Consider the following 25,931-nt stretch of genomic DNA (forward strand, 5'->3'; position numbering starts at 1 on the left):
CCTTCAAGTTCTTCCAGTTTAATAATATATAAAGCGCCTTTCCGTCTAGGGCATTTTTCGCATTAAATATAGGGGAGGTGCCAGGATGGCTATCAAATTACAAACCCTATTGAATCGCGCAAAGGAAAATATGGGAAGCGGTATGAACCCGGTCGTGAACGAAGCGATACTTGAAGTGGTTAAATTGGCTTATGAAGTGGGGATATTTGTTCAAATCACGGCTGGTTATCGAAGTTTCTTGGAACAAAAAGAATTGTATGAACAAGGCAGAACGAACAAATCAAAACCAATCGTGACTTATGCGAGAGCGGGCCAATCCTTGCACAACTATGGACTTGCTGTAGATTTTGTCATTATCAGTGATGACGCTAAGCGGACATTGTGGACAGAGGACGAAAAGTGGACAAGGGTGGCAGCCATAGCGAAATCCCTGGGATTTGTTTGGGGTGGGGATTTTGAATTGTACCGGGATTTTCCGCATCTTGGAATGTCGGGAGGTTTATCCACGAGAGATCTTCAAAAGGGATTGAGGCCGAATCTTGTATCAAAAGTTACGTTTCCAAACCCTTGTCACAAAGGAGATTGACAGTGGGAAATGAAGCTTAAAGGAAAAATGGATGTTTCCACATGGAGAAAACATTACAAGTGACTTGAATAGTATGGGTAATACATGGATGGATACGTAAGTGGAGTTCCGATAATAAGTTATAAAAAATAAATGGTGTACCTAACGTTTTAAAAATTAAAAATTGAAATAACTTTATTTTATAGAATGTGGTAATGATAGGTATGTAAGCGTATACAACAAATCTTTCAATTTAGAATTATCAAAAAATTCTCAAAAACCTGTTGACTACTACCGGAAATACGCGTAAGATAATCACAAATACAAGACATCAAACATAAGCGATACGAAAAATAGAATAATGCGAAAAGCATTGAAGAGGATAAGTAGTCTTTTTAAAAGTCATTTACAGAGAGCCGGGTTGCTGAGAACCGGTATTGTCCCGAAAGATGAACTCACCTTGGAGTTTCAGCTTGAACGTCAGACTAGTAGGGCTGAACGGGTGCGTACCAGTACCCGTTACCAAAACAGAGAATAGTGTAAACTATTCAAAGTGCGCATGGAGTTTCATGCGAAAAAGGGTGGTACCGTGGAGTGGCTCATCAAGCCTTTTCACCCCTTTAACTTGCTAAGTGCAAGTACATTTGGGGTGAAAAGGCTTTTTTGTATGCGTAAAAAGCTGAAAATTCTGAATCTTGAGAAAATACTTAGAAGAAAAGCGAAGGAGGTCTTTACGAAATGACACAAAAATCAGTGGTAGCTGATCGGAAAAGTGGAAAGACACATTATAGTGGTGCCGAATTTCTGCTGGATGCATTGAAAAAGGAAAATGTTGAAGTCATCTTTGGTTATCCAGGTGGTTCCGTATTGCCGATTTATGACAAGCTTTACAGTTCAGAGCTTTTTCATATTTTGACAAGACACGAACAAGGTGCCATCCATGCAGCGGAAGGATACGCCAGAATTACCGGCAAGCCGGGGGTTGTCATAGTCACTTCCGGACCAGGGGCAACGAACATTGTGACCGGTTTGGCCGATGCAATGATCGACTCTTTGCCGCTTGTGGTAATTTCGGGTCAGGTAGCCACCAGTGTAATTGGTACAGATGCTTTCCAGGAAGCTGATGTACTGGGGATTACTACACCTATTACAAAACATAACTATCAGGTGAGAAAGCCGGAAGACCTCCCGCGCATTATAAAAGAAGCTTTTTATATCGCTTCAAGCGGCCGGCCCGGCCCAGTATTAATCGATATACCTAAAGATATGGCCATTTTAGAAGGTGTATCGACGGATGTGGAACCAGAAATGGATCTCCCTGGTTATCAGCCGACGACCAAGCCTAATTACTTGCAAATCAGAAAGCTTGTTGAAGCTGTAAGTGGAGCGAAAAGACCGGTCATTCTTGCAGGGGCAGGTGTCCTGCATGCAAAGGCGTCCAATCTATTAAAGGACTATGTTGAGCAGCAAGGCATTCCAGTCGTCCACACTTTATTGGGTCTTGGAGGTTTTCCGGCGGAACATCCTCTCTTTATCGGAATGGGTGGCATGCATGGCTGTTTTGCAGGAAACATGGCGTTATCGAAATGTGATCTATTAATCAATATCGGTGCCAGGTTCGATGATCGATTGACTGGGAATCTAGCGAAGTTCGCACAGCATGCAACAGTGGCCCATATCGATATTGATCCAGCAGAAATAGGTAAAAATGTACCGACGAAAATTCCAGTCGTCGGAAGTGCTAAGGAAGCATTGACGGAGTTGATTGCACAAAATGGCAAGAAGCCGGAAATTGATGAATGGACCACACAGCTGGCTGCATGGAATGAAGAATTCCCATTGCGTTATACACATGAAGAAGGCGTCCTGAAACCTCAGCGGGTCATCCAGATGCTTCATGAAAAAACGAATGGGGAGGCCATTGTTACGACGGATGTTGGACAGCATCAAATGTGGGCAGCACAATACTATCCGTTTAACAAACCGAATTCATGGGTCACTTCCGGTGGACTGGGGACGATGGGCTTTGGCTTACCTTCGGCTCTCGGAGCGCAACTTGCGAATCCGAAAGCGACGGTGCTTTCGATATCGGGAGATGGAGGATTCCAGATGTGCCTCCAAGAACTTTCGGTCATAGCCGAATTGAATCTGCCGATCAAAATCATCATCGTCAATAATGGGGCACTCGGGATGGTAAGGCAGTGGCAGGAACTCTTTCATGATAAACGTTTCTCACACAGTATTTTTCAATCGCATCCGGACTTCGTGAAATTGGCCGATGCGTATGGAATTCCGGGATACAAAGTGACGACGGAGGAAGAAGCAAGCAACTGCCTGGATGTAGCGTTGAAAACTGATGGTCCCGTGTTGATCGATTTCCGGGTAAAGCAAAATGAAAATGTCTTTCCGATGGTAGCACAAGGAAAAGGGCTTGATGAAATGGAAGGAGTTTAATCAATGAAGGGAATTCTTAGCCTCACCGTGAACAACCGTCCAGGCGTCCTGAATCGGATTACGAACCTGTTCACGAAAAGAAATTATAACATTGAAAGCATGGCTGTCGGGCCCTCCGAGCAGGCCGGCATTTCAAGGATGACCTTTGTGGTCGATGTTGATGACGAAGCTGTCGTTGAACAGATCACCAAGCAATTGAATAAGCAGATCGATGTATTGAAAGTAAATGATATTACGAATCAATCGATTGTGGCCAGGGAACTTGCACTCATTAAAATATTGGTGACTACACAGACCCGAGCCGAGATTTATTCAGTCATCGAACCCTTCCGAGCATCAGTTATTGATGTCAGTAAAGATAGCCTGACAGTTCAAATCACAGGGGAATCGGATAAAATCGAAGCCTTCATTGAACTGATCAAGCCATATGGCATTAAGGAATTGGCAAGGACAGGGACTGCCGCCATCCCGCGTGGAATGCAAATAGTACACGCTAAGAGCGCGACAATCGTATAAACAAAAAACAAAAAACAAAAAAACAAAAAAACAAAAAACTATGAAAAGAAAAGGGAGATGTAATTATTATGGCAAAAGTATATTATAACGCAGAGGCAAACGAGAATTTTTTCAACAATAAAAAGGTAGCGGTTATCGGATATGGTTCACAAGGACACGCACACGCACAAAACCTACGTGACAGCGGTGTAGAAGTAATCATCGGAATCAGGAAAGGTAAATCCTTCGATAAAGCCGTGGAAGACGGGTTCAATGTTTACACAGTTAAAGAAGCCGCTGAACAAGCAGACGTAATCATGAACCTTTTACCGGATGAAACTCAGCCGAAAGTATACCAAGAAGAAATCAAACCGGTCTTGCGTGCTGGTCAAGCGTTAATGTTCGCACACGGATTCAATGTCCATTTCAATCAAATCGTTCCTCCGGCAGACGTAGATGTTTTATTAGTCGCTCCAAAAGGTCCTGGACATCTTGTTCGCCGTACATATGAACAAGGTGCAGGAGTGCCGGCATTGTTTGCCATCTATCAAAATGTTACGGGGGAAGCAAGAGAATTGGCACTTGCGTACGCTCGGGGGATCGGATCTTTAAGAGCTGGCGGTTTGGAAACTACTTTCCAGGAAGAAACGGAAACGGATCTATTTGGAGAGCAAGCCGTACTTTGCGGCGGATTGACTGCCCTTGTGAAAGCTGGATTCGAAACCTTGACAGAAGCTGGATATCAACCGGAAGTAGCATATTTCGAGTGTTTACATGAACTTAAATTAATCATCGACCTTATGTATGAAGGCGGTATGGAAAACATGCGCTATTCCATTTCTGACACAGCTCAATGGGGAGATTTCGTTTCTGGACCACGCGTTGTGACGGAAACTACGAAAGAGGCCATGAAAGCGATCTTGAAAGACATCCAAGACGGTGAGTTCGCTAAAGGATGGATTTTGGAAAACCAAGCGAACCGTCCAGTCTTCAATGCTATCAATAATCGTGAAAACCAACATCAAATCGAAGTGGTGGGTCGTGAATTAAGAAAAATGATGCCATTCGTAAAACCTCAACAAAAAGAGAAAGAAGTGGTAGCCGTTGCGAAAAATTAATATATTTGAAACCACACTTCGAGATGGGGAGCAATCCGCCGGTGTAAATTTGAATTTTACCGAAAAGCTTGAAATTGCTTATCAGCTTGAAAGATTGGGTGTTGATATTATCGAAGCCGGTTTTCCGGCAGCATCCAAAGGGGATTTTAACTCCGTACAGGAAATCGCGCGCAAAATTAAAAACAGCTCTGTTACGGGGCTGGCGCGTGCTGTAAAAGGAGATATTGATGCAGCTTGGGATTCATTGAGGATCGGTGCAGAACCAAGGTTGCATACGTTCATCGCCACTTCGCCCATTCATCGTGAATATAAGTTGAAAATGTCGAAACAGCAAGTGATTGAAAAGTCCGTTGAGATGGTCAAGTACGGGGCAGCACGTTTCCCGATCGTACAATGGTCTGCAGAAGATGCCAGTCGAACAGAGCTTGACTATTTGGCTGAAATCGTTGAAGCGGTCATTCAAGCTGGTGCCAAGGTCATTAATATTCCAGATACTGTAGGATACGCAGCTCCAATCGAATACGGAAACATTTTCCGGTACCTTCGTGAACATGTTCCTTCTATTGATAAGGTTAGCTTATCTGCACACTGCCATGACGATCTTGGTATGGCAACCGCCAATTCATTGGCCGCCATCGAAGGCGGGGCTACACAAGTCGAAGGTACAATCAATGGCATTGGTGAACGTGCCGGAAATGTGGCACTTGAAGAAGTGGCTATGGCACTCTACATCCGTAAAGATTTCTATCAAGCGGAAACGGGCCTTGTATTGAATGAAATTAAAAGAACCAGTGATTTGGTCAGCCGACTTACCGGAATGCAAGTTCCTGCTAATAAAGCCATAATTGGTGCCAATGCATACGCACATGAATCTGGCATTCACCAAGATGGCATGTTAAAAGAAAAAACGACATACGAAATCATTTCACCTGAACTCGTCGGAGTTTCGTCCAATTCACTTGTTTTAGGGAAGCATTCAGGACGTCATGCTTTCAAAGAAAGATTACAAGAGTTGAATTTTTCGGTTACGGATGAGGAAATGAACTCATTATTCGTTCAATTCAAGGAATTGGCCGATAATAAAAAGACTATGACGGATGAGGATATCGTGGCACTAGTGCTTGAAGAGAAAGCGACGGATATCAGTTTCTATGACCTGATTTCCTTACAGATTTCCCACGGTACACATCAGACGGCAACAGCGACGGTTACACTGAAAAAAGGCGATAATGAAGAGATTCAGGAAGCGGCAACAGGTGCAGGAAGTGTTGAAGCCCTTTATAACACGCTTGAAAGATGTTTGGGTAGCGAAATCAACTTGCTGGACTATCGGATTCAATCGGTAGGTGGCGGAATGGATGCACTTGCCCAAGTTTTTGTGAAAATTGATTTTAATGGTGTGGAAACAAGCGGCCGCGGTCTGGATCAGGACGTCTTGGAAGCATCCGCAAAAGCGTATTTGAACGCTGTGAACCGAGTGATCATCATGAAGGAACTGGAAGAAAAAGCAGTATTACAATAGGAAGGGGAGATTTCGATGAAAAGGAATATTGCGGTGCTTCAAGGAGATGGCATCGGTAGAGAAGTAACAAGAGGCGCTGTAGAAATCCTCGAAGCCGTTGCCCAAAGATATGGACACGATTTTGAATTTCAATATGGTGAGATTGGCGGCGGGGCCATCGATAACACGGGTTCGCCCCTGCCGGATGAAACAGTGGAGATTTGTAAAAACAGCGATGCGGTATTGTTAGGGGCCGTAGGAGGACCTAAGTGGGATGCCCAGCCTGCGCACCTAAGACCGGAACGAGGTTTGTTGAAAATCCGAAAAGATTTGAATCTTTATGCTAACATCCGTCCAATCAGCTACTATTCCAGCTTGTCGGAATCTTCTCCTCTTAAAAAGGAATTCATTGAAGATGTGGATTTCGTGATTGTCAGGGAACTAACTGGCGGCCTTTATTTCGGAAAGCCAAGTGAACGAGTTGAAAAAGAGGGGAAAGAGGCGGTTGTCGATACTCTTTTCTATCAGAAAAGCGAAATGAAGCGCATTATTGAACTTGCTTTTGCATTAGCATCGGATCGCAAGAAAAAAGTAACATCCGTGGATAAAGCGAATGTTCTTGAATCCAGCAGGATGTGGCGTGAAACGGCTGAAGAAATCGCCAAGGACTATCCGGATGTAACCCTTGAACACATGCTTGTGGATAATGCAGCCATGCAACTGATCAAAAACCCGAAACAATTTGATATTATCGTGACGGAGAATATGTTCGGTGATATTTTAAGCGATGAAGCATCCGTGTTGACTGGTTCGCTTGGAATGCTACCATCCGCCTCTATATCAACCAAAGGGCCAAACCTATATGAACCGATTCATGGCTCAGCTCCGGATATCGCGGGCAAAAACTTAGCTAACCCAATCGGGACCATTTTATCAGCGGCGTCCATGCTGCGTTTATCCTTTGGCCTGGAAGATGAGGCACATGCCGTTGAGCAGGCAGTGGAAGCGGTCCTTGATTATGGTTTGAGAACAGGTGATATCGCAAATGGCCAACCGAATATTACGTCTACTTCAGAGATGATTGCAGAAATAAAAGCAAATCTTTTAGACCAGGAAGCCATTTCCAACATCATGGGAGCTTACGCATAAACTTCTTTCACGGCCTAACATTAGGCCGTGTTTTTTAAAAAAATACAAGATTGATCGAGGTGGGATAAAGATGGGAAAGTCGATAATAGAGAAAATATGGGATCGCCATATTGTGAATGAAGAGGAAAATAAACCGGATTTAATTTATATAGACCTTCAATATATTCATGAAGTGACCTCTCCGCAAGCATTTGAAGGATTGAGATTAAAAGGACGTACAGTCAGGAGGCCCGACCGTACTTTTGCGACAATGGATCATAATGTGCCAACCGTTAATCGTTATTTCATCGAGGATGATATTGCAAGGAAACAATTAGAGGCACTTGACCAAAACTGTAAGGAGTTCGGTATCCGCCTTGCTGATTTAGACAGCCCGGAACAAGGGATCGTTCACGTTATCGGACCGGAATTGGGTCTTACACAGCCAGGGATGACGATTGTCTGCGGTGACAGTCATACTTCCACACATGGTGCGTTTGGGTCGATTGCGTTTGGAATCGGTACGAGTGAGGTTGAGCATGTTTTAGCCACACAAACCCTATGGCAAACAAAACCCAAAACATTAAAGCTTGAGGTTAATGGCAAGCTTGGTCACGGCGTGATGGCGAAAGATGTCATTTTATATGTGATTTCTAAATTCGGCGTCGATTTCGGCACGGGACACATCATTGAGTATTGTGGGGAAGTTTTCCGGGATATGTCGATGGAAGAGAGAATGACGGTGTGCAATATGTCGATCGAAGGCGGGGCAAGAGCGGGGCTGGTAGCTCCCGATGAAACAACTTTCTCTTATTTGAAAGGTCGTAAGTATTTGCCAAAAGGAGAAGAGTTCGAGCGATGTGTACAAGACTGGAAGTCACTTTCCAGTGATGAGGATGCTGTATACGACCAGGAAATCATTCTTGATGGTAGCCTGATCTCGCCAATGGTCAGCTGGGGTACAAATCCTGGAATGGCTAGCGGAGTGGACGGTAAAGTACCTACCTTCGCGGAAGATATCATGGATCCAAAGGAATTGAATCGTGCACTTGAGTATATGGGTCTTGAGGAAGGCATGCCGATTACGGATATTCCCGTTCAGCATGTATTCATAGGATCGTGTACCAATTCACGCATTGAGGACTTACGGCAGGCTGCAGAAATGATCGAAGGCCAGACTGTTCAAAAAGGAGTTCGGGCGATGGTCGTTCCCGGTTCACAGAGTGTTAAAAGGCAAGCGGAAGATGAAGGGTTGGATGAGATCTTCAAATCTGCGGGCTTTGAATGGCGCGAATCAGGTTGCAGCATGTGCTTGAGCATGAACCCTGATGTGGTTCCAGCCGGTGAGCATTGTGCCTCCACCAGTAATCGGAACTTTGAAGGAAGGCAAGGAGCTGGTGCCAGGACACATCTAGTTAGTCCGGCAATGGCTGCCGCGGCCGCCATTCATGGGAAATTTGTCGATATTAGGAATTTGAAAACGACTGAACAAGTCCATTAAGAATACGAATTAACCGGAGGTGCAGAGAATGGAACCCATTACTATATATAAAGGAAGAGCGGCGGTACTTGACCGTAAAAACGTGGATACGGACCAAATCATTCCAAAGCAATTTTTAAAACGAATTGAGCGAAGTGGATTTGGTGAATTTTTATTCTATAACTGGCGTTTTGATGAAAATGGAAAAGAACGTCCTGAGTTTGAATTGAATCAGCCCCATAATCAAAACACGTCCATTTTAATAGCCGGTGAAAATTTCGGCTGCGGTTCTTCACGTGAGCATGCCCCATGGTCCTTGAAAGACTACGGATTCGATATCATCATCGCACCGTCCTATGCTGATATCTTTAAAAGTAATTGCATGAAGAATGGCATGGTCCCCATTGCTTTAACCCAAGCTGAAGTGAAGTATTTAATGGAGAGAGTGGCGGCACCTGACTATGAGTTAACGATTGACCTTCCCAATCAGACATTGAAAGATGGTCAAGGGTTTGAAACAAGTTTTGAAATTCATCCATATTGGAAGGAAATGCTCATTAAAGGTTGGGATGAAATTTCCATAACCCTTCAATATGATAAAAAGATTTCCGCCTATGAATCACAAAAAAAGGTTGTATCGAGCATTTAATTGAAGATGGGCATTTTCCCGTCCTCCTTTCATATTTGAAAGGGGGACGGGATTTTTTTATGGGGGAAAGCTTGAAATGGACGGAAAAGGCATTTATTCTCCCATATAAAATTTTGTGTTTCCTGCTATTACATGCTAAACTGTTTTTCAAAAAGCGAACGGTGAGGCGGAAAATAGGATGGATAATGAGAACAACCAAAAGAAGTCTGGAGAAACCAAGATTATCGCCTTTCCAAATCTCGGTGAAAGGCTGATTGTAAAAGGGCTGGATGAGCTTGGAAACAGAAACTTTAAAGCGGCTGCACAGCTTTTCAGCCAAGCCAGGGAATATGAGCCCGAAAATGATGAGGTTTGCATGGGGCTAGTGGTCTCTCTAGTCGAACTTGAGCACTATGAGGAGTCAAAAGAGTTATGTATAGAGATGCTGAATAAAGGCATCGGCGACTATTTTCAACTTATCAATATCTATTTGATGGTCCTGCTGCAATTGGGCGAACATCAGGAAATGGTCACGACGATCGAACTGCTATTTGAAGAGAGCCAAATTCCCTTTGATAAAGAGGAACATTTCGAAAAGATGCTTCAGTTCAGCAAAAGGGCCCTTGAGGATAAAAAAGAGGAAAAGGAAAGGCAAAATCAGCAGCTTGCAGAAGAATTGCAAGAGGATGATCTCTTTGAAGGGAAAACAGATAATGAAATGTTCTTGGTCATTTCAAAACTCACGAATATCAACATTCGACCATTCATCCCGCAAATCGAACAATTTCTACAAAGAGACGAGGGACACCCTTTCTTTAAAACGATGCTCCTTAACATCCTTATTGACCAGGAATATGCCGAGGAAGTGACACTAAGGAAATTAAATCAATCGAAGTCGGTCATACCAAGGGAATTGAAAAGTTTGAAGGAGACGGACTTCTATAAGACGGTAACCGGCCTGACAGAAGAGGAAATCAGTCAGGAAAACCCGAGCTTATTTGAAATGGTCCATAGTTTGATCGAACGTCATTCCTTTCTGTTATATCCTTTTGAACCCGGACCTGAAAACTTGCCGGCTTGGGCAGCTGCCTACCATGCATTAGCGGAGGAATACATGACTGGGGAAGTTTTCGGGAGGGACTTAGCGGACCTTTATCTGGCTGATGAAGAAACAGTTGCGGATATTCTATCCTATTTAAAAGAAATTGAGGAAATTTCTTATCCCATTATTTAAGCTATTGCTGTTGTAACAGATTAAACCTGTGGTATAATGTAGTGGTTGTAATGTATAAATCGTCGAGTTTTGACGATTTCCCAATATTTTTTTGGGTATATTTGAAGGATGACTTGTTAACACTTGCAAAGCATATTCATCCAATGCTTATTATTGAAGTATATAGATTTTTTGGAGGGAAACACATGTCTGTAAAATGGGAAAAACAAGAAGGTAATCAAGGCGTACTAACAATTGAAGTTGACGCTGCAAAAGTAAACGAAGGTTTAGACGCAGCTTTCAAAAAAGTAGTGAAACAAGTAAACGTACCTGGCTTCCGTAAAGGTAAAATGCCACGTCAAATGTTCGAAAAGAAATTCGGCGTAGAATCACTATACCAAGATGCGCTTGATATCATTCTTCCAGATGCTTATGCAAATGCTGTCGAAGAAGCTGGAATTCAGCCTGTAGATCGTCCAGAAATCGACATCGAGAAAATGGAAAAAGGCGAAAACCTGATCTTCACTGCAACAGTAACGGTTAAGCCTGAAGTTAAATTGGGAGATTACAAAGGTGTTGAAGTTGAAAAATTCAATACTGAAGTAACTGACGAAGATGTTGAAAACGAATTGAAAACATTACAAGAGCGTCAAGCTGAGCTTGTTGTTAAAGAAGAAGGACAAGCTGTTGAAGGCGATACAGTCGTTCTTGACTTTGAAGGATTCGTTGATGGTGAAGCATTCGAAGGCGGAGCTTCAGAAAACCATTCATTGGAAATCGGTTCGAACTCTTTCATTCCAGGATTTGAAGAGCAACTTGTTGGTCTTGAAACTGGCGCTGAAAAAGATATCGAAGTTACTTTCCCTGAAGAATACCATGCTGCTGAACTTGCAGGTAAACCAGCTGTATTCAAAGTGAAAATTCACGAAATCAAAACAAAACAACTTCCTGAGTTGGATGATGAGTTCGCGAAAGATGTCGACGACGAAGTTGAAACTTTGGCTGAACTTAAAGAAAAAACAAAACATAAATTAGAGCATGACAAAAAACACGAAGAAGAAAACTTCATCCAAAACACTGTAATTGGTAAAGCTGTTGAAGGTGCGGAAATGGACGTTCCTGAAGCAATGATTTCAAATGAAGTGGACCGCATGATGAATGAGTTCTCTCAACGCATTCAATCTCAAGGACTTAATTTGGAACTTTACTACCAATTCTCAGGTCAAGACGAAGAAGCTTTAAAAGCACAAATGAAAGAAGAAGCTGAAGGGCAAGTTCGTACGAGCCTTACTCTTGAAGCAATTGCTGAAGTTGAAAAACTTGAAGCGACTGACGAAGATGTGGAAGCTGAACTTGGACAAATGGCTACAATGTACAACATGGAAATTGATGCGATCAAACAAGCTCTTGGAAACTTAGAAGGAATCAAAGGCGATCTTAAAATTAAGAAAGCTATTGACTTCTTGGTAGAAAACAGCAAAACAGTTGACGCAAAATAATTTTTATAAATAAGTAGATTTAAATATTTCCTTTAAAAAAACAAGGCGCGAGTAATCGTGCCTTGTTTTATACATATTGAGAATTAGTGGAAATTTCAAATATCGGTTATTTCCTGATTGATTTTTTTTGGATTTCAGTGTAGATTAGTTCTAATACCGCATATACATATTTATACAGCAAATCCTGATTTTAAAAATCAAAAGTTTTGGGCATACTGGTAAAGGGCAAATACATATTGATTGATTATTGTACTTATTTAACAACTCGGACGCGTGAGCATTTTTGTTACTAAACTTCCAAGAACATGATAAAATGCAAAACATACTAGGAATGTTGGAATGCTTAAGTAGATGTGTGCCTAGTTTTTTCATTCGATTGGGTACCGCTATGTAATAGAGTTGGAAGAGTATTTAAAGGGGTGAACGTACATGTTTAAATTTAATGATGAAAAAGGACAGTTAAAATGTTCTTTTTGCGGTAAAACACAAGAACAAGTTCGTAAACTGGTTGCTGGTCCAGGTGTCTATATTTGTGACGAGTGTATCGAGCTTTGTACGGAGATCGTCGAAGAAGAGCTGGGCACTGATGAAGAAGTGGAATTCAGGGATGTTCCTAAACCTATGGAAATCCGTGAAATTCTTGACGAATATGTGATTGGACAAGAACAGGCGAAGAAATCTTTGGCTGTCGCTGTTTACAACCATTATAAACGTATCAATTCCAATAGCAAAGTCGACGATGTGGAACTTTCTAAAAGTAACATCGCCCTAATCGGACCGACGGGAAGCGGGAAAACCCTTCTTGCGCAAACATTGGCACGATTACTGAATGTTCCTTTTGCCATTGCTGATGCGACTTCATTGACGGAAGCTGGATATGTTGGGGAAGATGTCGAAAACATCCTTCTAAAATTAATCCAAGCAGCTGATTATGATGTGGAAAAAGCGGAAAAAGGCATTATTTATATTGATGAAATCGATAAAGTTGCCCGTAAATCGGAAAATCCTTCCATTACACGTGACGTGTCTGGTGAAGGTGTGCAACAAGCTTTATTGAAAATTCTTGAAGGAACGGTTGCAAGCGTTCCGCCTCAAGGTGGGCGTAAACATCCGCATCAGGAGTTCATCCAAATCGACACGACCAATATTTTGTTCATCTGTGGCGGTGCCTTTGATGGCATCGAACCGATCATCAAACGCCGTCTTGGTCAAAAAGTCATTGGTTTTGGCTCTGACGTGAAGAAGGATGATGTTGCAGAAAAAGAATTGCTTTCCAAAGTCCTTCCTGAAGACTTGCTTCGTTTCGGTTTAATTCCGGAATTCATCGGACGTCTTCCGGTAATTGCGACTCTTGAGCAATTGGATGAAGCTGCTTTGATCGAAATCCTGACAAAACCGAAAAATGCCCTTGTTAAACAATATCAAAAATTGCTTGAACTAGACGATGTTGAATTGGAATTCGAACAGGAAGCGCTTAGTGAAATTGCTAAAAAGGCAATTGAACGTAAAACTGGTGCACGTGGCCTGCGATCCATCATTGAAGGCATCATTCTTGAAGTGATGTTCGATCTGCCTTCACGTGATGATGTTGCAAAATGTGTAATCACAGGCAGCACGATTTCAAAAAATGAATCTCCAAAGCTCGTCCTAAAAGACGGTACTACCATCAAAGGACAAGAAAAGAAGACATCTGCTTAATTAATAGGAAAAGTAAGACTGCCAGTTCATCCTGGCAGTCTTTTTCTTTTGTCTTTTTTTATGTTTATTGAAAAATTGTTGTTCTTAAGGATGAAAACCCCAAAATTTACAACACGAATTTCTTGGATAATATCGCCCTTCCAAAGGAGATACTAACAGAAATGACAAACTAGGAGAGTGCAGGAGGGAATACGATGAATTGGACAGGATTGGCGTTGTTTATCCAGCTGTTTTTTGGGATTATTATTGGATTGTATTTTTTGAACCTATTGAAAGGCCAGCGGACACAAAAAGTTTCCATTGACCGTGATTCACGTAAGGAAATGGACCAATTACGGAAGATGAGATCGATTTCGTTAACTGAGCCATTGGCTGAGAAGGTTAGACCAAGCTCATTTAATGAAATCATCGGTCAGGAAGATGGCATTAAATCTTTAAAGGCTGCTTTATGTGGGCCGAATCCCCAGCATGTGATAGTTTACGGTCCTCCAGGGGTAGGGAAAACAGCAGCGGCCAGACTTGTTTTGGAAGAGGCTAAGAAAAACGGGAAGTCCCCTTTTAAGAATTCGGCAGTGTTTGTTGAATTGGATGCCACCACAGCCAGGTTCGATGAACGGGGGATTGCCGATCCGCTGATTGGTTCGGTGCATGATCCAATTTATCAAGGGGCCGGGGCAATGGGACAGGCTGGCATTCCGCAGCCAAAGCAGGGTGCAGTCAGCAATGCTCATGGAGGCGTATTGTTCATCGACGAAATAGGGGAGCTACATCCAATACAGATGAATAAACTATTAAAGGTATTGGAGGATCGTAAGGTCTTTCTGGAAAGTGCCTATTATCAAGAGGAAAACCAAAATATTCCCACTCACATCCATGATATTTTTAAAAATGGACTTCCGGCTGACTTTCGATTGATTGGCGCCACAACGAGAACGCCAAATGAAATTGCACCTGCAATACGCTCGAGATGCATAGAGGTATTTTTCCGCGAACTTGATCGGGAAGAAATAATCACCGTGGCTAAAAATGCATCAGATAAAGTGGGAATCACCATCAGTGAAAAAGGCTTGCATTCGATTTCGGATTATGCCCGAAATGGCAGGGAAGCCGTCAACATGATTCAGACTCTTGCAGGAATTTCAATTAATGAAGACAGGACTTTTATCAGAGAAGAAGATATAGATTGGATGGCACATAGCAGCCAACTGACCCAAAGAATGGACAGGAAAATAGAATCGAATTCTAAAATAGGCCTTGTCAACGGTCTTGCAGTCTATGGTCCCAACAGCGGGGCATTGCTTGAAATCGAGGTTACGGTCATGGCCGCCTCTGATGAAAAAGGCTCGATAAATATTACCGGCATCGTTGAAGAAGAAAGTATTGGCGGTGGTAGCGGCAAGTCGATTCGCCGTAAGAGCATGGCAAAAGGTTCGATTGAAAATGTCATTACGGTTTTACGGTCGATGGGAGTGCCTGCCGATCAATTCGATATCCATGTGAATTTCCCGGGCGGAAGTCCTGTAGATGGTCCTTCTGCCGGAATCGCGATGGCAACTGGCATATACTCGGCCATTTATAAAATCCCTGTTGATCACACAATGGCGATGACTGGGGAAATCAGCATTCATGGCGGTGTTAAACCGATTGGCGGTGTCATTCCGAAAATCAAGGCCGCAAAACTTGCCGGCGCAAAGAAAGTAATCATCCCAGCCGATAACATGCAGCCTTTGCTATCTGAAATCAAGGATATAGAAATCATTCCGGTTACGAATGTAAAAGAAGTGCTCGATCAGGCACTGAAAAAGGAAATGATATCGGAACAAATCCTCACATCCTTGGACCTATCGAAAAAAGAAAGTGTATAAACGAAATGCCCCGGCTAAAATAGAACCGGGGCATTTTAAGGACCATATTGGAGTCCGTCTTAAACCTAAAGAAAAAATAAACACGTGTTCAGACGTGCTTTTTTATCTAATATTGGAGATAATAATAGCAGTCGAAACGTGTTAAGGTAAACGAATAGACACTTCTATATAAATAGGATAGAATTGTTAAAAGGTTGAGTACATGGGTAAATAGTTTACAACGACGATACTAATTAGATGGAGGTGTCAGGAAATGACTGATAAAGAAATCATCGTCCCCCTCCTGCCGCTTAGAGGACTGCTTGTATATCCAACGATGGTACTTCATTTAGATGTAGGCCGAGATAAATCGGTACAAGCCCTTGAGAAAGCAATGGTGGAAGACCATCTTATATTTTTGACGACACAACAAGATGTTTCGTTGGACGAACCAGGTGAAGAAGATTTATTTACAATGGGAACTTTAACAAAGGTAAAACAGATGCTGAAGCTTCCGAATGGTACAATCCGGGTGTTGGTGGAAGGATTGAACCGGGCAGAGGTCATTGAATTTTACGATTATGAGACACATTATGGTGCCAAGATTAAAATATATGAAGACAGTGATGAAAAGGATGCTGAACATCAAGCATTAATGCGCACACTATTGGATTATTTTGAACAATACATAAAAATGTCCAAGAAAATAACCGGTGAAACATTTTCTTCCACTTCCGATATTGAAGAGCCTGGGAGATTAGCCGATATAATCGCTTCCCATTTGCCTTTGAAATTGAAGGAAAAGCAAGAAGTGCTCGAGACCATTGATATGAAAAAGCGTTTAAGCCGGGTAATCGAGATCATCAATAACGAGAAAGAAGTTCTTTTCCTCGAGAAAAAGATCGGCCAGCGTGTTAAGCGTTCGATGGAACGGACTCAAAAAGAATATTATTTACGTGAACAAATGAAAGCGATCCAAAAGGAATTGGGCGATAAAGAAGGGAAGACAGGGGAAATTGAAGTCCTCAACGAAAAGATAGAAGAAGCGGATATGCCGGAGCACATCAAAGAAACGGCATTAAAGGAATTGGACCGTTATGAAAAAGTACCGTCCAGCTCAGCCGAGAGTTCTGTCATCCGCAATTATATCGAATGGTTGATCTCGCTTCCTTGGTCCAAAGCTACTAAAGATGACTTGAATATTCACAAAGCTGAAAAAATCCTGAACCGGGACCACCATGGATTGGAAAAGGTGAAAGAGCGGGTGCTTGAGTATTTAGCCGTCCAGCAATTGACCAATTCATTGAAGGGACCTATCCTTTGCTTGGTTGGACCACCAGGTGTCGGGAAAACCAGCCTCGCTAAATCGATCGCGTCATCACTGAATAGGAATTTCGTCCGTATATCTTTAGGCGGGGTGCGTGATGAATCGGAAATCCGCGGACATCGCCGCACATATGTAGGGGCGATGCCGGGACGGATCATCCAAGGCATGAAAAAAGCTGGAACGATCAATCCTGTCTTTTTACTGGACGAAGTGGATAAGATGTCCAATGACTTTAGGGGAGATCCATCTGCAGCGATGCTGGAAGTACTCGATCCTGAGCAAAACCATAATTTCAGTGATCATTATATTGAAGAAACGTATAATCTTTCCAAGGTCATGTTCATTGCGACGGCGAACAATTTGGGATCGATTCCTGGCCCTCTTCGTGATCGTATGGAAATCATTTCGATTGCAGGTTATACTGAGATAGAGAAACTTCACATAGCCAAGGATCACTTACTGACTAGACAGTTGGAAAACCATGGTTTATTGAAGACACAATTGCAAATCCGTGAGGAAGCTCTTACCAAAATCATCCGTTATTATACTCGGGAAGCCGGTGTCCGGAGTCTGGAGCGACAGCTTGCAAGCATTTGTCGTAAGACTGCAAAAATCATCGTGTCCGGAGATAAAAAGCGGGTCGTCATTTCTGAAAAGAATGTCGAGGAGTTTTTAGGGAAAACCATGTTCCATTATGGACAGGCGGAAGTCGAGAACCAAGTCGGTGTTGCTAATGGATTAGCATACACGTCGGTTGGTGGCGATACGCTGCAAATCGAGGTTTCCTTATCACCAGGTAAAGGCAAGCTTATCCTGACAGGAAAGCTTGGCGATGTAATGAAAGAGTCAGCCCAGGCTGCTTTCAGCTATGTCCGTTCAAAAACCGAGAAACTTCATATTGATACGAACTTCCATGAAAAATATGATATTCATATTCATGTCCCCGAAGGTGCCGTCCCTAAAGATGGCCCATCTGCAGGCATCACGATTGCAACAGCGTTAATATCGGCCCTAACTAATAGGCCGATCAGAAAAGAGGTAGGCATGACAGGCGAAATTACATTACGCGGACGGGTTCTTCCGATCGGCGGGCTTAAAGAAAAATCTTTAGCGGCCCATCGCGCAGGACTTACGAAAATCATCATCCCGCAAAATAACGAAAAGGATATTGATGATATCCCGGAAAGTGTCCGTAAAGCATTAACATTTGTTCCAGTTTCACACGTCGATGAAGTCCTTGAGCATGCATTGGTAGGTGTGAACGAATGAAAGTAACAAGTTCAGATATTGTCATCAGTGCTGTGAAGCCTGAACAATATCCCAATACTCCAATACCGGAATTTGCCTTGGCAGGCCGTTCCAACGTTGGGAAATCCAGTTTCATCAACAAAATGATCAATCGAAAAAACTTGGCGCGGACATCCTCTAAACCGGGTAAGACGCAGACCTTGAATTTTTATATCATAAATGAAGCACTCCATTTTGTGGATGTACCGGGTTATGGTTATGCAAAGGTATCAAAAACGGAGCGCGATGCTTGGGGAAGGATGATCGAAACGTACTTCACTTCCCGTGATCAGCTCCGCGCTGCGCTTCTGATCGTCGATTTGCGTCATCCTCCGACTAAGGATGATATCGCAATGTATGAATTCCTGAAGCATTATGATCTGCCCAGGATCGTCATTGCCACCAAAGCGGATAAAATCCCAAAGGGCAAATGGCAGAAGCACTTGAAGATCACGCGCCAAACGTTGAATATGGAAAGAGAAGATGAATTGCTTCTTTTCTCAGGGGAAACAGGAGAAGGTAAGGAACAAGCATGGGGCGTCCTTAAGAAATATATGTAAAAGAAAAGGGTATTCCGCATCTGGAATACCCTTTTTCATTATGGAATTCACATAAAATGCGAATCGGTCCATATTCACTTTTTTCGAACCAAAAAGAAAATGCCGATCGCCATCAAGGCAAATGGCCAAAACCTTTCGATGTTCGCCGTGCTTGTTTCAACAATCCCGAAAGACGTTGTGATTTTATCATAGAACAAGAAAAGGATCGAGATGATGAGTATTACCATCCCGTGAAACATTCCAGAATTTGTTTTACGTGCACGAAGAATAAATCCCAGCGAGATGATTAAAATAAAGATACCTATATTGTCCGGCCAAATATCCAGGTTCTCGACAATGTGGAAGTGGGCCCCGAACCCCAGTAAGATGACGCCAGGCAGGATGGACTCATATTCATTACCGCTATAAGCCTGAATCAAGAAGGCGGCACCAACTATACATAATAAAGTGGGCCAGCTAAAAAAGCCTGGAAAGATCTCCATTTGGGAATGTTCAAGAAAAAAATAGAGTCCGAAACCGATTAAAACGATTCCAGGGAAAATACGCTGCGTTTTCATTTTATCCTCCTATCCAATTCGATTACTTGAAGTTTTTTGCCATTTTTGATATGGTACTTTTGTACACAATGTCGAAATATGTATGTAACTTACAAATCCCGCTTAGACACCTTTTGTAGCAATCAGGCGTTTTGGCTGTCTTTTCATGGTAGCATACGTTTTCATAAACTGTTCATATTATTTGCGTGAATCAATTTTAGTACATGGTATAATAAATTTACATGAAAAATTTTGGGGGTGCAAAACAAAAGGATGCATATTCTAGCGGTTGGTATTAATTACAAAACTGCCCCTGTAGAAATTCGGGAAAAACTATCGTTCAGCGAAGCCGAACTTGCCGAGGCAATGAAAGCTCTTAAAAATAAAAAAAGCATCTTGGAAAATATTATTATTTCAACATGTAACAGAACGGAGATATATGCGGTCGGTGACCAGCTTCATACAAGCAGGTATTATATAAAGGAATTTCTTTCGGAATGGTTTAATATCGATAAAGAAGAATTTTCTAAATATCTCTTCATATATGAAGGCGATGGGGCTGTCGAGCATTTATTTTCTGTTACCTGCGGCTTGAATTCCATGATACTGGGAGAAACTCAGATTTTGGGACAAGTACGTTCAAGCTATCTGTTAGGGCAGAAGGAAGATACGATCGGTACCGTTTTTAACCATCTCTTCAAGCAAGCCCTTACATTGGCTAAAAAAGCTCATTCGGAAACCGAAATCAATACCAATGCCGTTTCCGTCAGCTATGCGGCAGTCGAGCTTGCAAAAAAAATCTTTGGAGGCCTGAACGGCAAGAATGTCTTGATTCTTGGGGCCGGTAAGATGGGTGAGCTAGCCATTCAAAATCTTCATAGTAATGGAGCCGACAGCATCACAGTCATTAACCGCACCTTTCAGAAAGCGGTCGACCTGGCGGAAAGATTCAATGGTACAGCAAAACAGCTTCAAGAGCTGCAATGCGCTTTAGTGGAAGCTGATATCCTGATCACTTCCACTGGATCAAAAGATCTTCTCGTAACAAAAGAAATGATGTCATTCGTGAATAAGCTTCGTAAAGGCCGTCCTATTTTCATGGTCGATATCGCAGTGCCGCGTGACCTCGATCCAACATTGGGCGAGCTGGAAAATGTATTCCTGTATGACATTGACGATCTTGAAGGGATCGTGCAAGCCAATATCGAAGAACGTAAAAAAGCTGCCGAGAAAATAGAATTGATGATTGAATCTGAAATTGTGGATTTCAATCAATGGATTAATTTGCTTGGTGTGGTGCCAGTCATTTCTTCTTTACGGGAAAAATCCCTTTCGATACAAAAGGAAACGATGGAAAGCATCGAAAGAAAGCTTCCGCATTTAAGCGAACGTGACAAAAAGGTTCTGAACAAGCATACGAAGAGCATCATCAACCAAATGCTAAAAGATCCTATTCTTTATGCAAAAGAGCTTGCAGATGAGCCTAATGCAAAAGAGCAATTAAATAATTTCGTTAAAATCTTCAATTTAGAGGAATTGATAGAAGACCAGCTGGTTGCGGATGATGAAAAAGAACGGAACAGTTCCAAGGCATCCCTATTGAATCCAGTTCCTGTCCAGTAATGAGGTAGATATGGAATTACTAATGACAAGATTGCATGAAGCCACTGTGTTGTTGTATGCCATCAGTATGCTTTTATATTTTATTGACTTCCTTAATAATAACCAGAAGGCTAACAAGGTCGCCTTCTGGTTGCTTTCTATTGTTTGGGTACTGCAAACAATTTTTTTGTTTCTGTATGTAATGAAAACGGGAAGGTTCCCGGTATTGACGATTTTTGAAGGCTTATATTTTTATGCATGGGTCCTTATATCGTTATCTTTGATCATTAACCGATTGCTAAGAGTCGATTTTACGGTCTTTTTTACGAATGTATTAGGTTTCATGGTTATGGCCATCCATACCTTTGCACCTGTTCAGATAGAATCTCAAGTGCTTGCACAGCGTCTGGTTTCAGAGCTATTGCTCATACATATCACTTTTGCCATCCTATCTTATGGGGCATTCACGCTTTCTTTCGTTTTTTCACTACTCTACTTAATTCAATATGATCTGTTGAAACGGAAGAAGTGGGGGAAACGGCTGCTTCGACTCGGCGATTTAACTAAGCTCGAGCAAATGTCCTATGTCCTAGCAGTAATAGGTGTTCCATTATTGGTGGTCTCACTTATCTTGGGGATTCAATGGGCTTATATAAAAGTGCCTGGGGTATCCTGGCTGGATATGAAGATCATCGGCTCATTTATTTTGCTTATCGCATACAGTGTATTTTTATACTTGAAAATTCGGAAACAAATGTATGGAAGGACGCTAGCCTTTCTGAATATTGGATCTTTCATGATTGTGTTAATTAACTTTTTCCTTTTCGGAAGCCTTTCAACATTCCACTTTTGGAATACATAGGAGGAAACTATGAGAAAAATAATTGTCGGTTCTAGACGTAGTAAATTAGCGATCACCCAAACGAACTGGGTTATCGATCAACTTAAAGAGCTTGGGGTTCCATACGAGTTCGAGGTGAAGGAAATTGTCACAAAGGGTGACCAAATCCTTGATGTAACGCTTTCCAAGGTAGGCGGAAAAGGCTTATTCGTTAAAGAAATCGAACAAGCGATGCTGGACAAAGAAATTGATATGGCTGTACATAGTATGAAAGATATGCCGGCAGTGCTTCCTACAGGCTTGACGATTGGGTGCATACCACCGAGGGAGGACCATCGGGATGCCTTGATTTCCAAGAACCATGAAACCCTTTCTGAACTGAAACCCGGTTCCATCATAGGTACAAGCAGCTTGCGCCGTGGCGCTCAAATTTTGGCTAGAAGGCCGGACCTTGAAATTAAATGGATTCGCGGGAATATCGATACCCGTCTGAATAAGCTGAAAACGGAAGATTATGATGCTATCATTTTAGCTGCAGCAGGACTATCAAGAATGGGATGGGAACAGGACATCGTATCGGAATTCTTAGATGAAGATATTTGCATTCCGGCAGTTGGACAAGGAGCACTTTCCATTGAATGCCGCGAAGATGACAAAGATCTGCTGGCAGAACTTGCGAAATTGACCTGTGAAAAAACGAAAAGAACGGTTGAAGCGGAACGTGCCTTTTTGGATAAAATGGAAGGCGGATGCCAGGTTCCGATTGCCGGATTTGCGGTAGCAAAAGATAATGGATCCGTTTCCTTGACGGCTTTGGTCGCTTCTCCTGACGGAAAGGTGATTTATAAAGAAATGGTCGAGGGGGCAGATCCCGTGACGGTTGGGCATGATGCTGCCAAGCAGATTAGTGAAATGGGCGGTAAAGAATTGATTGATCGCGTAAAAGAGGAGCTTGACCAGTAATGAAACCCTTTCAACCTCTTAAGGATTATCGGGTATTAATCACGAGAGGGAAAGGGCAGGCAGATGGTTTAAAAGATTCGATCGAGAAAAATGGCGGAACGCCGCTTCTTGTGCCATTGCTTGAGTTCACTCTTCCTGATCATATGGAAGAGGTTCATCAGCGTTTAGGTGAGTTGCTTACCTATGACTGGATCATTCTGACAAGTCAAAATGGGGTGGATTTCTTCTTTAAGCTTCTTGGTAAACAGCCTTTAAAGCTTCCGAAAATAGCCGTTATCGGCTCCAAAACGGAAGCGGCCCTGAAACGGCATGGGTATAAGGCGGATTTCGTGCCAGCTCAGTTTGTTGCTGAAGGGTTTGTTTCGGAGTTCATGACCTTGCTTGATCCCGGGTCACGCGTGTTGCTGGCAAAAGGAAATCTCGCCAGGGCGGTTATTGCGGAGGCAATCAATGAAGGTGGAGCATCATGTGATGAAGTGATTATTTATCATACCGTGCTTCCTCGAAGCAGTGAAAAAAAACTCGTGCAACTTATAACGAATCACGAAATCGACATCATAACCTTTACGAGTTCTTCGACGATCCATCATTTTTTGCAGATTATGGAACGCTGTGAGTTGGATACATACATAGACCGGATCATCATCGCATGCATCGGACCGATTGCCGCTAAAACGGCTGAAAAACATGGGCTATCCGTCGATGTTTGTCCAGATGTTTATACGACGGATGCCATGGTTGCTGATTTAATACGCTTCATCGTGAAAAGAAATAATAAGGGAGGAACTTTAAAATGAAAAACATTCCATTCAATCGCCACCGTCGCTTGCGTGCAAGTGCTGGCATGAGGGCTTTAGTCCGTGAAACACAATTGCATAAAGAGGATTTGATCTATCCGATTTTCGTCATCGACGGTGAAAATGTAAAAAATGAAATCAACTCGATGCCGGGTATCTATCAGTTATCCATGGATAATCTGGGAGCGGAAATGGATGAAGTCGTGAGTCTGGGCATAAAGTCAGTCATTTTATTCGGTGTCCCTTTTGATCATGATAAAGACGAACAGGGCACAGGTGCTTTTCACCATAACGGACTTGTGCAAGAGGCAACCCGCTTTATCAAAAAACAATATCCTGAAGTCATTGTCATTGCTGATACCTGCCTTTGTGAGTATACAAGCCATGGACATTGCGGGGTCGTTGAAGGGGAAAAGATCCTGAATGACGCTTCTCTTGACCTTCTTGCCAAAACGGCAATCAGCCAGGCTGAGGCCGGTGCCGATATCATTGCCCCTTCCAATATGATGGACGGTTTCGTTGCGGCCATCCGTGCAGGTCTGGATGAAGCGGGCTATGAAGATATTCCGATCATGTCCTATGCAGTGAAATATGCCTCGGCTTTTTACGGTCCATTCCGTGATGCTGCGAATGGTGCACCACAATTTGGCGACAGGAAAACTTACCAAATGGATCCCGCGAATCGCCTTGAAGCATTCCGTGAAGCTGAATCCGATGTTGCTGAAGGTGCGGATTTCCTAATCGTAAAACCAGCCCTATCCTACATGGACATCATCAGGGACGTTAAGAATAACTTTAATCTCCCGATTGTTTCCTATAATGTCAGCGGTGAATATTCAATGGTTAAGGCAGCTGCCCAAAATGGCTGGATTGATGAAAAAGCGATAGTGATGGAAATGCTGACAGGCTTGAAACGCGCAGGTTCCGACTTGATCATTACGTATTTTTCAAAAGAGGTAGCACGCTGGATAAACGAAGATAATCAAGGATGATGACAAATAAAACCTGTAATGGAAAAGGGGATTGAATCATGCGGTCATATGAAAAATCGAAAAAAGCGTTTGCCGAAGCAAAAAACTTGATGCCAGGCGGCGTGAACAGCCCGGTACGTGCCTTCAAATCTGTGGACATGGATCCAATTTTCATGGAGCGCGGAAAAGGCTCAAAAATGTATGATATCGATGGGAATGAATATATAGACTATGTTCTTTCATGGGGACCGCTTATCCTGGGTCACACGAATGACCGTGTCGTGGAATCATTGAAAAAGGTAGCGGAATCAGGTACAAGCTTTGGAACCTCTACACTGATTGAGAATGAACTGGCTAAGTTGGTCATTGAACGGGTGCCTTCGATTGAGATGATCCGGATGGTATCTTCAGGAACCGAAGCGACGATGAGTGCCCTAAGATTGGCGCGAGGCTTTACAGGCCGGGATAAAATCCTGAAATTCGAAGGTTCTTATCATGGGCATGGCGATTCATTGCTAATCAAAGCGGGATCCGGTGTTGCAACATTAGGTTTACCCGATAGCCCGGGAGTACCGGAAGGCATTGCGAAAAATACGATTACCGTACCATATAATGATCTTGCTGCAACCAAATATGCGTTTGAACAATTTGGCGAAGACATCGCCTGTATCATCGTAGAACCTGTTGCGGGGAACATGGGCGTCGTTCCGCCACAGCCAGGTTTCCTCGAAGGCTTACGTGAAGTGACGACCCAATACGGGGCTCTATTGATCTTTGACGAAGTGATGACCGGGTTCCGTGTCGGCTATAATTGTGCACAAGGCTATTTTGGCATCGTACCGGACCTGACTTGCCTTGGGAAAGTAATTGGCGGTGGCTTGCCGGTCGGAGCTTTCGGAGGAAAGCGCGAATTCATGGAACAAATCGCCCCGAGTGGGACAATCTATCAAGCGGGAACATTGTCTGGAAACCCTCTGGCCATGACGGCTGGTCTTGAAACGCTGAGCCAATTGACTCCAGAATCTTATGAAGAGTTCACCCGAAAAGGTGATATCCTCGAAAAAGGCATTGGAGAAGCAGCGGAAAAATACGGAGTTCCCCATACATTCAACCGTGCCGGTTCCATGATTGGACTTTTCTTTACAAATGAAGAAGTCGTAAATTATGATACAGCAAAAACATCCGATTTAGAGTTCTTTGCTTCTTACTATAGGGAAATGGCGAATCAAGGCATCTACTTGCCGCCATCCCAGTTTGAAGGTTTATTCCTATCAACAGCACATAGTGATGAAGATATCGAAAAGACCATTGAAGCGGCAGAACAGGCCTTTGCAAAATTAAAAAAATGATGCAAAAAAACTATCTGGCTAATTAAGCAATCATAAATATTAAACAGGCTACCATTTTCCCAAAAACTTTGGGAG

Annotated in this window: 21 protein-coding genes and 1 other annotated feature; of the genes, 20 read left to right on the top strand and 1 reads right to left on the bottom strand. The window is 42.8% G+C overall.

Going from position 1 to position 25,931, the window contains the following annotated elements; genetic code table 11:
* Window positions 1-85: 85 nt before the first annotated feature.
* The 14 genes from QUF86_RS13605 (at window position 86) to yihA (ending at window position 18,797) form a co-directional block, all read left to right on the top strand.
* Window positions 86-586 carry a M15 family metallopeptidase gene (locus tag QUF86_RS13605; protein ID WP_289334631.1) on the top strand — a complete coding sequence of 167 codons (501 nt, stop codon included), beginning with the start codon at window positions 86-88 and terminating at the stop codon, window positions 584-586.
* Between the two features lie 343 nt (window positions 587-929).
* Window positions 930-1,188, top strand: a binding site (T-box leader).
* A 115-nt stretch (window positions 1,189-1,303) separates the two neighbouring features.
* Window positions 1,304-3,019 (top strand): acetolactate synthase large subunit, encoded by a 1,716-nt coding sequence (ilvB, locus tag QUF86_RS13610; protein WP_289334632.1) that lies wholly within the window; start codon window positions 1,304-1,306, stop codon window positions 3,017-3,019.
* A 3-nt stretch (window positions 3,020-3,022) separates the two neighbouring features.
* Window positions 3,023-3,535: an acetolactate synthase small subunit gene (ilvN, locus tag QUF86_RS13615; RefSeq protein WP_289334633.1), complete on the top strand. Its 513-nt coding sequence runs from the start codon at window positions 3,023-3,025 to the stop codon at window positions 3,533-3,535.
* A 68-nt stretch (window positions 3,536-3,603) separates the two neighbouring features.
* A complete protein-coding gene (gene ilvC / locus QUF86_RS13620) occupies window positions 3,604-4,632 on the top strand; it encodes a ketol-acid reductoisomerase (protein WP_063575544.1) in 1,029 nt (342 codons plus the stop codon).
* On the top strand, window positions 4,619-6,154 hold the full coding sequence (locus QUF86_RS13625; RefSeq protein WP_289315454.1) for a 2-isopropylmalate synthase: 1,536 nt from the start codon (window positions 4,619-4,621) through the stop codon (window positions 6,152-6,154). Before ilvC ends, QUF86_RS13625 begins: the two co-directional genes overlap by 14 nt.
* 15 nt (window positions 6,155-6,169) lie before the next feature.
* Window positions 6,170-7,282, top strand: a complete 1,113-nt coding sequence (gene leuB / locus QUF86_RS13630; protein ID WP_289315455.1) for a 3-isopropylmalate dehydrogenase — start codon at window positions 6,170-6,172, stop codon at window positions 7,280-7,282.
* Window positions 7,283-7,352: 70 nt separating this feature from the next.
* The gene (leuC, locus tag QUF86_RS13635) at window positions 7,353-8,762 is read left to right on the top strand and encodes a 3-isopropylmalate dehydratase large subunit (protein ID WP_289315456.1); all 1,410 of its coding nucleotides are present in this window, start codon (window positions 7,353-7,355) and stop codon (window positions 8,760-8,762) included.
* Window positions 8,763-8,790: 28 nt separating this feature from the next.
* On the top strand, window positions 8,791-9,390 hold the full coding sequence (gene leuD, locus QUF86_RS13640) for a 3-isopropylmalate dehydratase small subunit (protein WP_289334634.1): 600 nt from the start codon (window positions 8,791-8,793) through the stop codon (window positions 9,388-9,390).
* Between the two features lie 178 nt (window positions 9,391-9,568).
* Complete coding sequence (locus QUF86_RS13645) at window positions 9,569-10,603, top strand: tetratricopeptide repeat protein (protein ID WP_289334635.1); 1,035 nt, start codon at window positions 9,569-9,571, stop codon at window positions 10,601-10,603.
* A 185-nt stretch (window positions 10,604-10,788) separates the two neighbouring features.
* Window positions 10,789-12,081 (top strand): trigger factor, encoded by a 1,293-nt coding sequence (gene tig / locus QUF86_RS13650; protein WP_289334636.1) that lies wholly within the window; start codon window positions 10,789-10,791, stop codon window positions 12,079-12,081.
* 429 nt (window positions 12,082-12,510) lie between these two features.
* The gene (gene clpX / locus QUF86_RS13655) at window positions 12,511-13,779 is read left to right on the top strand and encodes an ATP-dependent protease ATP-binding subunit ClpX (RefSeq protein ID WP_101222811.1); all 1,269 of its coding nucleotides are present in this window, start codon (window positions 12,511-12,513) and stop codon (window positions 13,777-13,779) included.
* A gap of 194 nt (window positions 13,780-13,973) precedes the next feature.
* On the top strand, window positions 13,974-15,644 hold the full coding sequence (gene lonB, locus QUF86_RS13660) for an ATP-dependent protease LonB (protein ID WP_289315460.1): 1,671 nt from the start codon (window positions 13,974-13,976) through the stop codon (window positions 15,642-15,644).
* A gap of 253 nt (window positions 15,645-15,897) precedes the next feature.
* Window positions 15,898-18,219: an endopeptidase La gene (gene lon / locus QUF86_RS13665; protein ID WP_289315461.1), complete on the top strand. Its 2,322-nt coding sequence runs from the start codon at window positions 15,898-15,900 to the stop codon at window positions 18,217-18,219.
* Window positions 18,216-18,797, top strand: a complete 582-nt coding sequence (gene yihA / locus QUF86_RS13670; RefSeq protein WP_289315462.1) for a ribosome biogenesis GTP-binding protein YihA/YsxC — start codon at window positions 18,216-18,218, stop codon at window positions 18,795-18,797. Before lon ends, yihA begins: the two co-directional genes overlap by 4 nt.
* Window positions 18,798-18,871: 74 nt before the next feature.
* Here yihA and QUF86_RS13675 read toward each other — a convergent pair whose 3' ends face one another.
* Window positions 18,872-19,354, bottom strand: coding sequence for a LiaI-LiaF-like domain-containing protein (locus QUF86_RS13675; RefSeq protein ID WP_289315463.1), 483 nt, complete (start codon window positions 19,352-19,354; stop codon window positions 18,872-18,874).
* 252 nt (window positions 19,355-19,606) lie between these two features.
* Between QUF86_RS13675 and hemA the strand changes: the two genes are divergently transcribed.
* The 6 genes from hemA to hemL are packed head-to-tail and all read left to right on the top strand — an operon-like array spanning window position 19,607 to window position 25,856.
* Window positions 19,607-20,956: a glutamyl-tRNA reductase gene (gene hemA / locus QUF86_RS13680; RefSeq protein ID WP_289334638.1), complete on the top strand. Its 1,350-nt coding sequence runs from the start codon at window positions 19,607-19,609 to the stop codon at window positions 20,954-20,956.
* A 10-nt stretch (window positions 20,957-20,966) separates the two neighbouring features.
* A complete protein-coding gene (locus QUF86_RS13685) occupies window positions 20,967-21,797 on the top strand; it encodes a cytochrome C assembly family protein (RefSeq protein WP_289315465.1) in 831 nt (276 codons plus the stop codon).
* 9 nt (window positions 21,798-21,806) lie between these two features.
* Window positions 21,807-22,739 (top strand): hydroxymethylbilane synthase, encoded by a 933-nt coding sequence (gene hemC / locus QUF86_RS13690; RefSeq protein WP_289315466.1) that lies wholly within the window; start codon window positions 21,807-21,809, stop codon window positions 22,737-22,739.
* The gene (locus tag QUF86_RS13695; protein ID WP_289334640.1) at window positions 22,739-23,536 is read left to right on the top strand and encodes a uroporphyrinogen-III synthase; all 798 of its coding nucleotides are present in this window, start codon (window positions 22,739-22,741) and stop codon (window positions 23,534-23,536) included. The genes hemC and QUF86_RS13695 overlap by 1 nt, the downstream gene beginning before the upstream one ends.
* A complete protein-coding gene (hemB, locus tag QUF86_RS13700) occupies window positions 23,533-24,528 on the top strand; it encodes a porphobilinogen synthase (protein WP_289325928.1) in 996 nt (331 codons plus the stop codon). Before QUF86_RS13695 ends, hemB begins: the two co-directional genes overlap by 4 nt.
* Window positions 24,529-24,566: 38 nt before the next feature.
* The gene (gene hemL / locus QUF86_RS13705) at window positions 24,567-25,856 is read left to right on the top strand and encodes a glutamate-1-semialdehyde 2,1-aminomutase (RefSeq protein WP_289334641.1); all 1,290 of its coding nucleotides are present in this window, start codon (window positions 24,567-24,569) and stop codon (window positions 25,854-25,856) included.
* The last annotated feature ends 75 nt before the right edge of the window (window positions 25,857-25,931 follow it).

It is taken from the genome of Peribacillus sp. NJ11, from assembly GCF_030348405.1.
GTDB lineage: Bacteria > Bacillota > Bacilli > Bacillales > DSM-1321 > Peribacillus.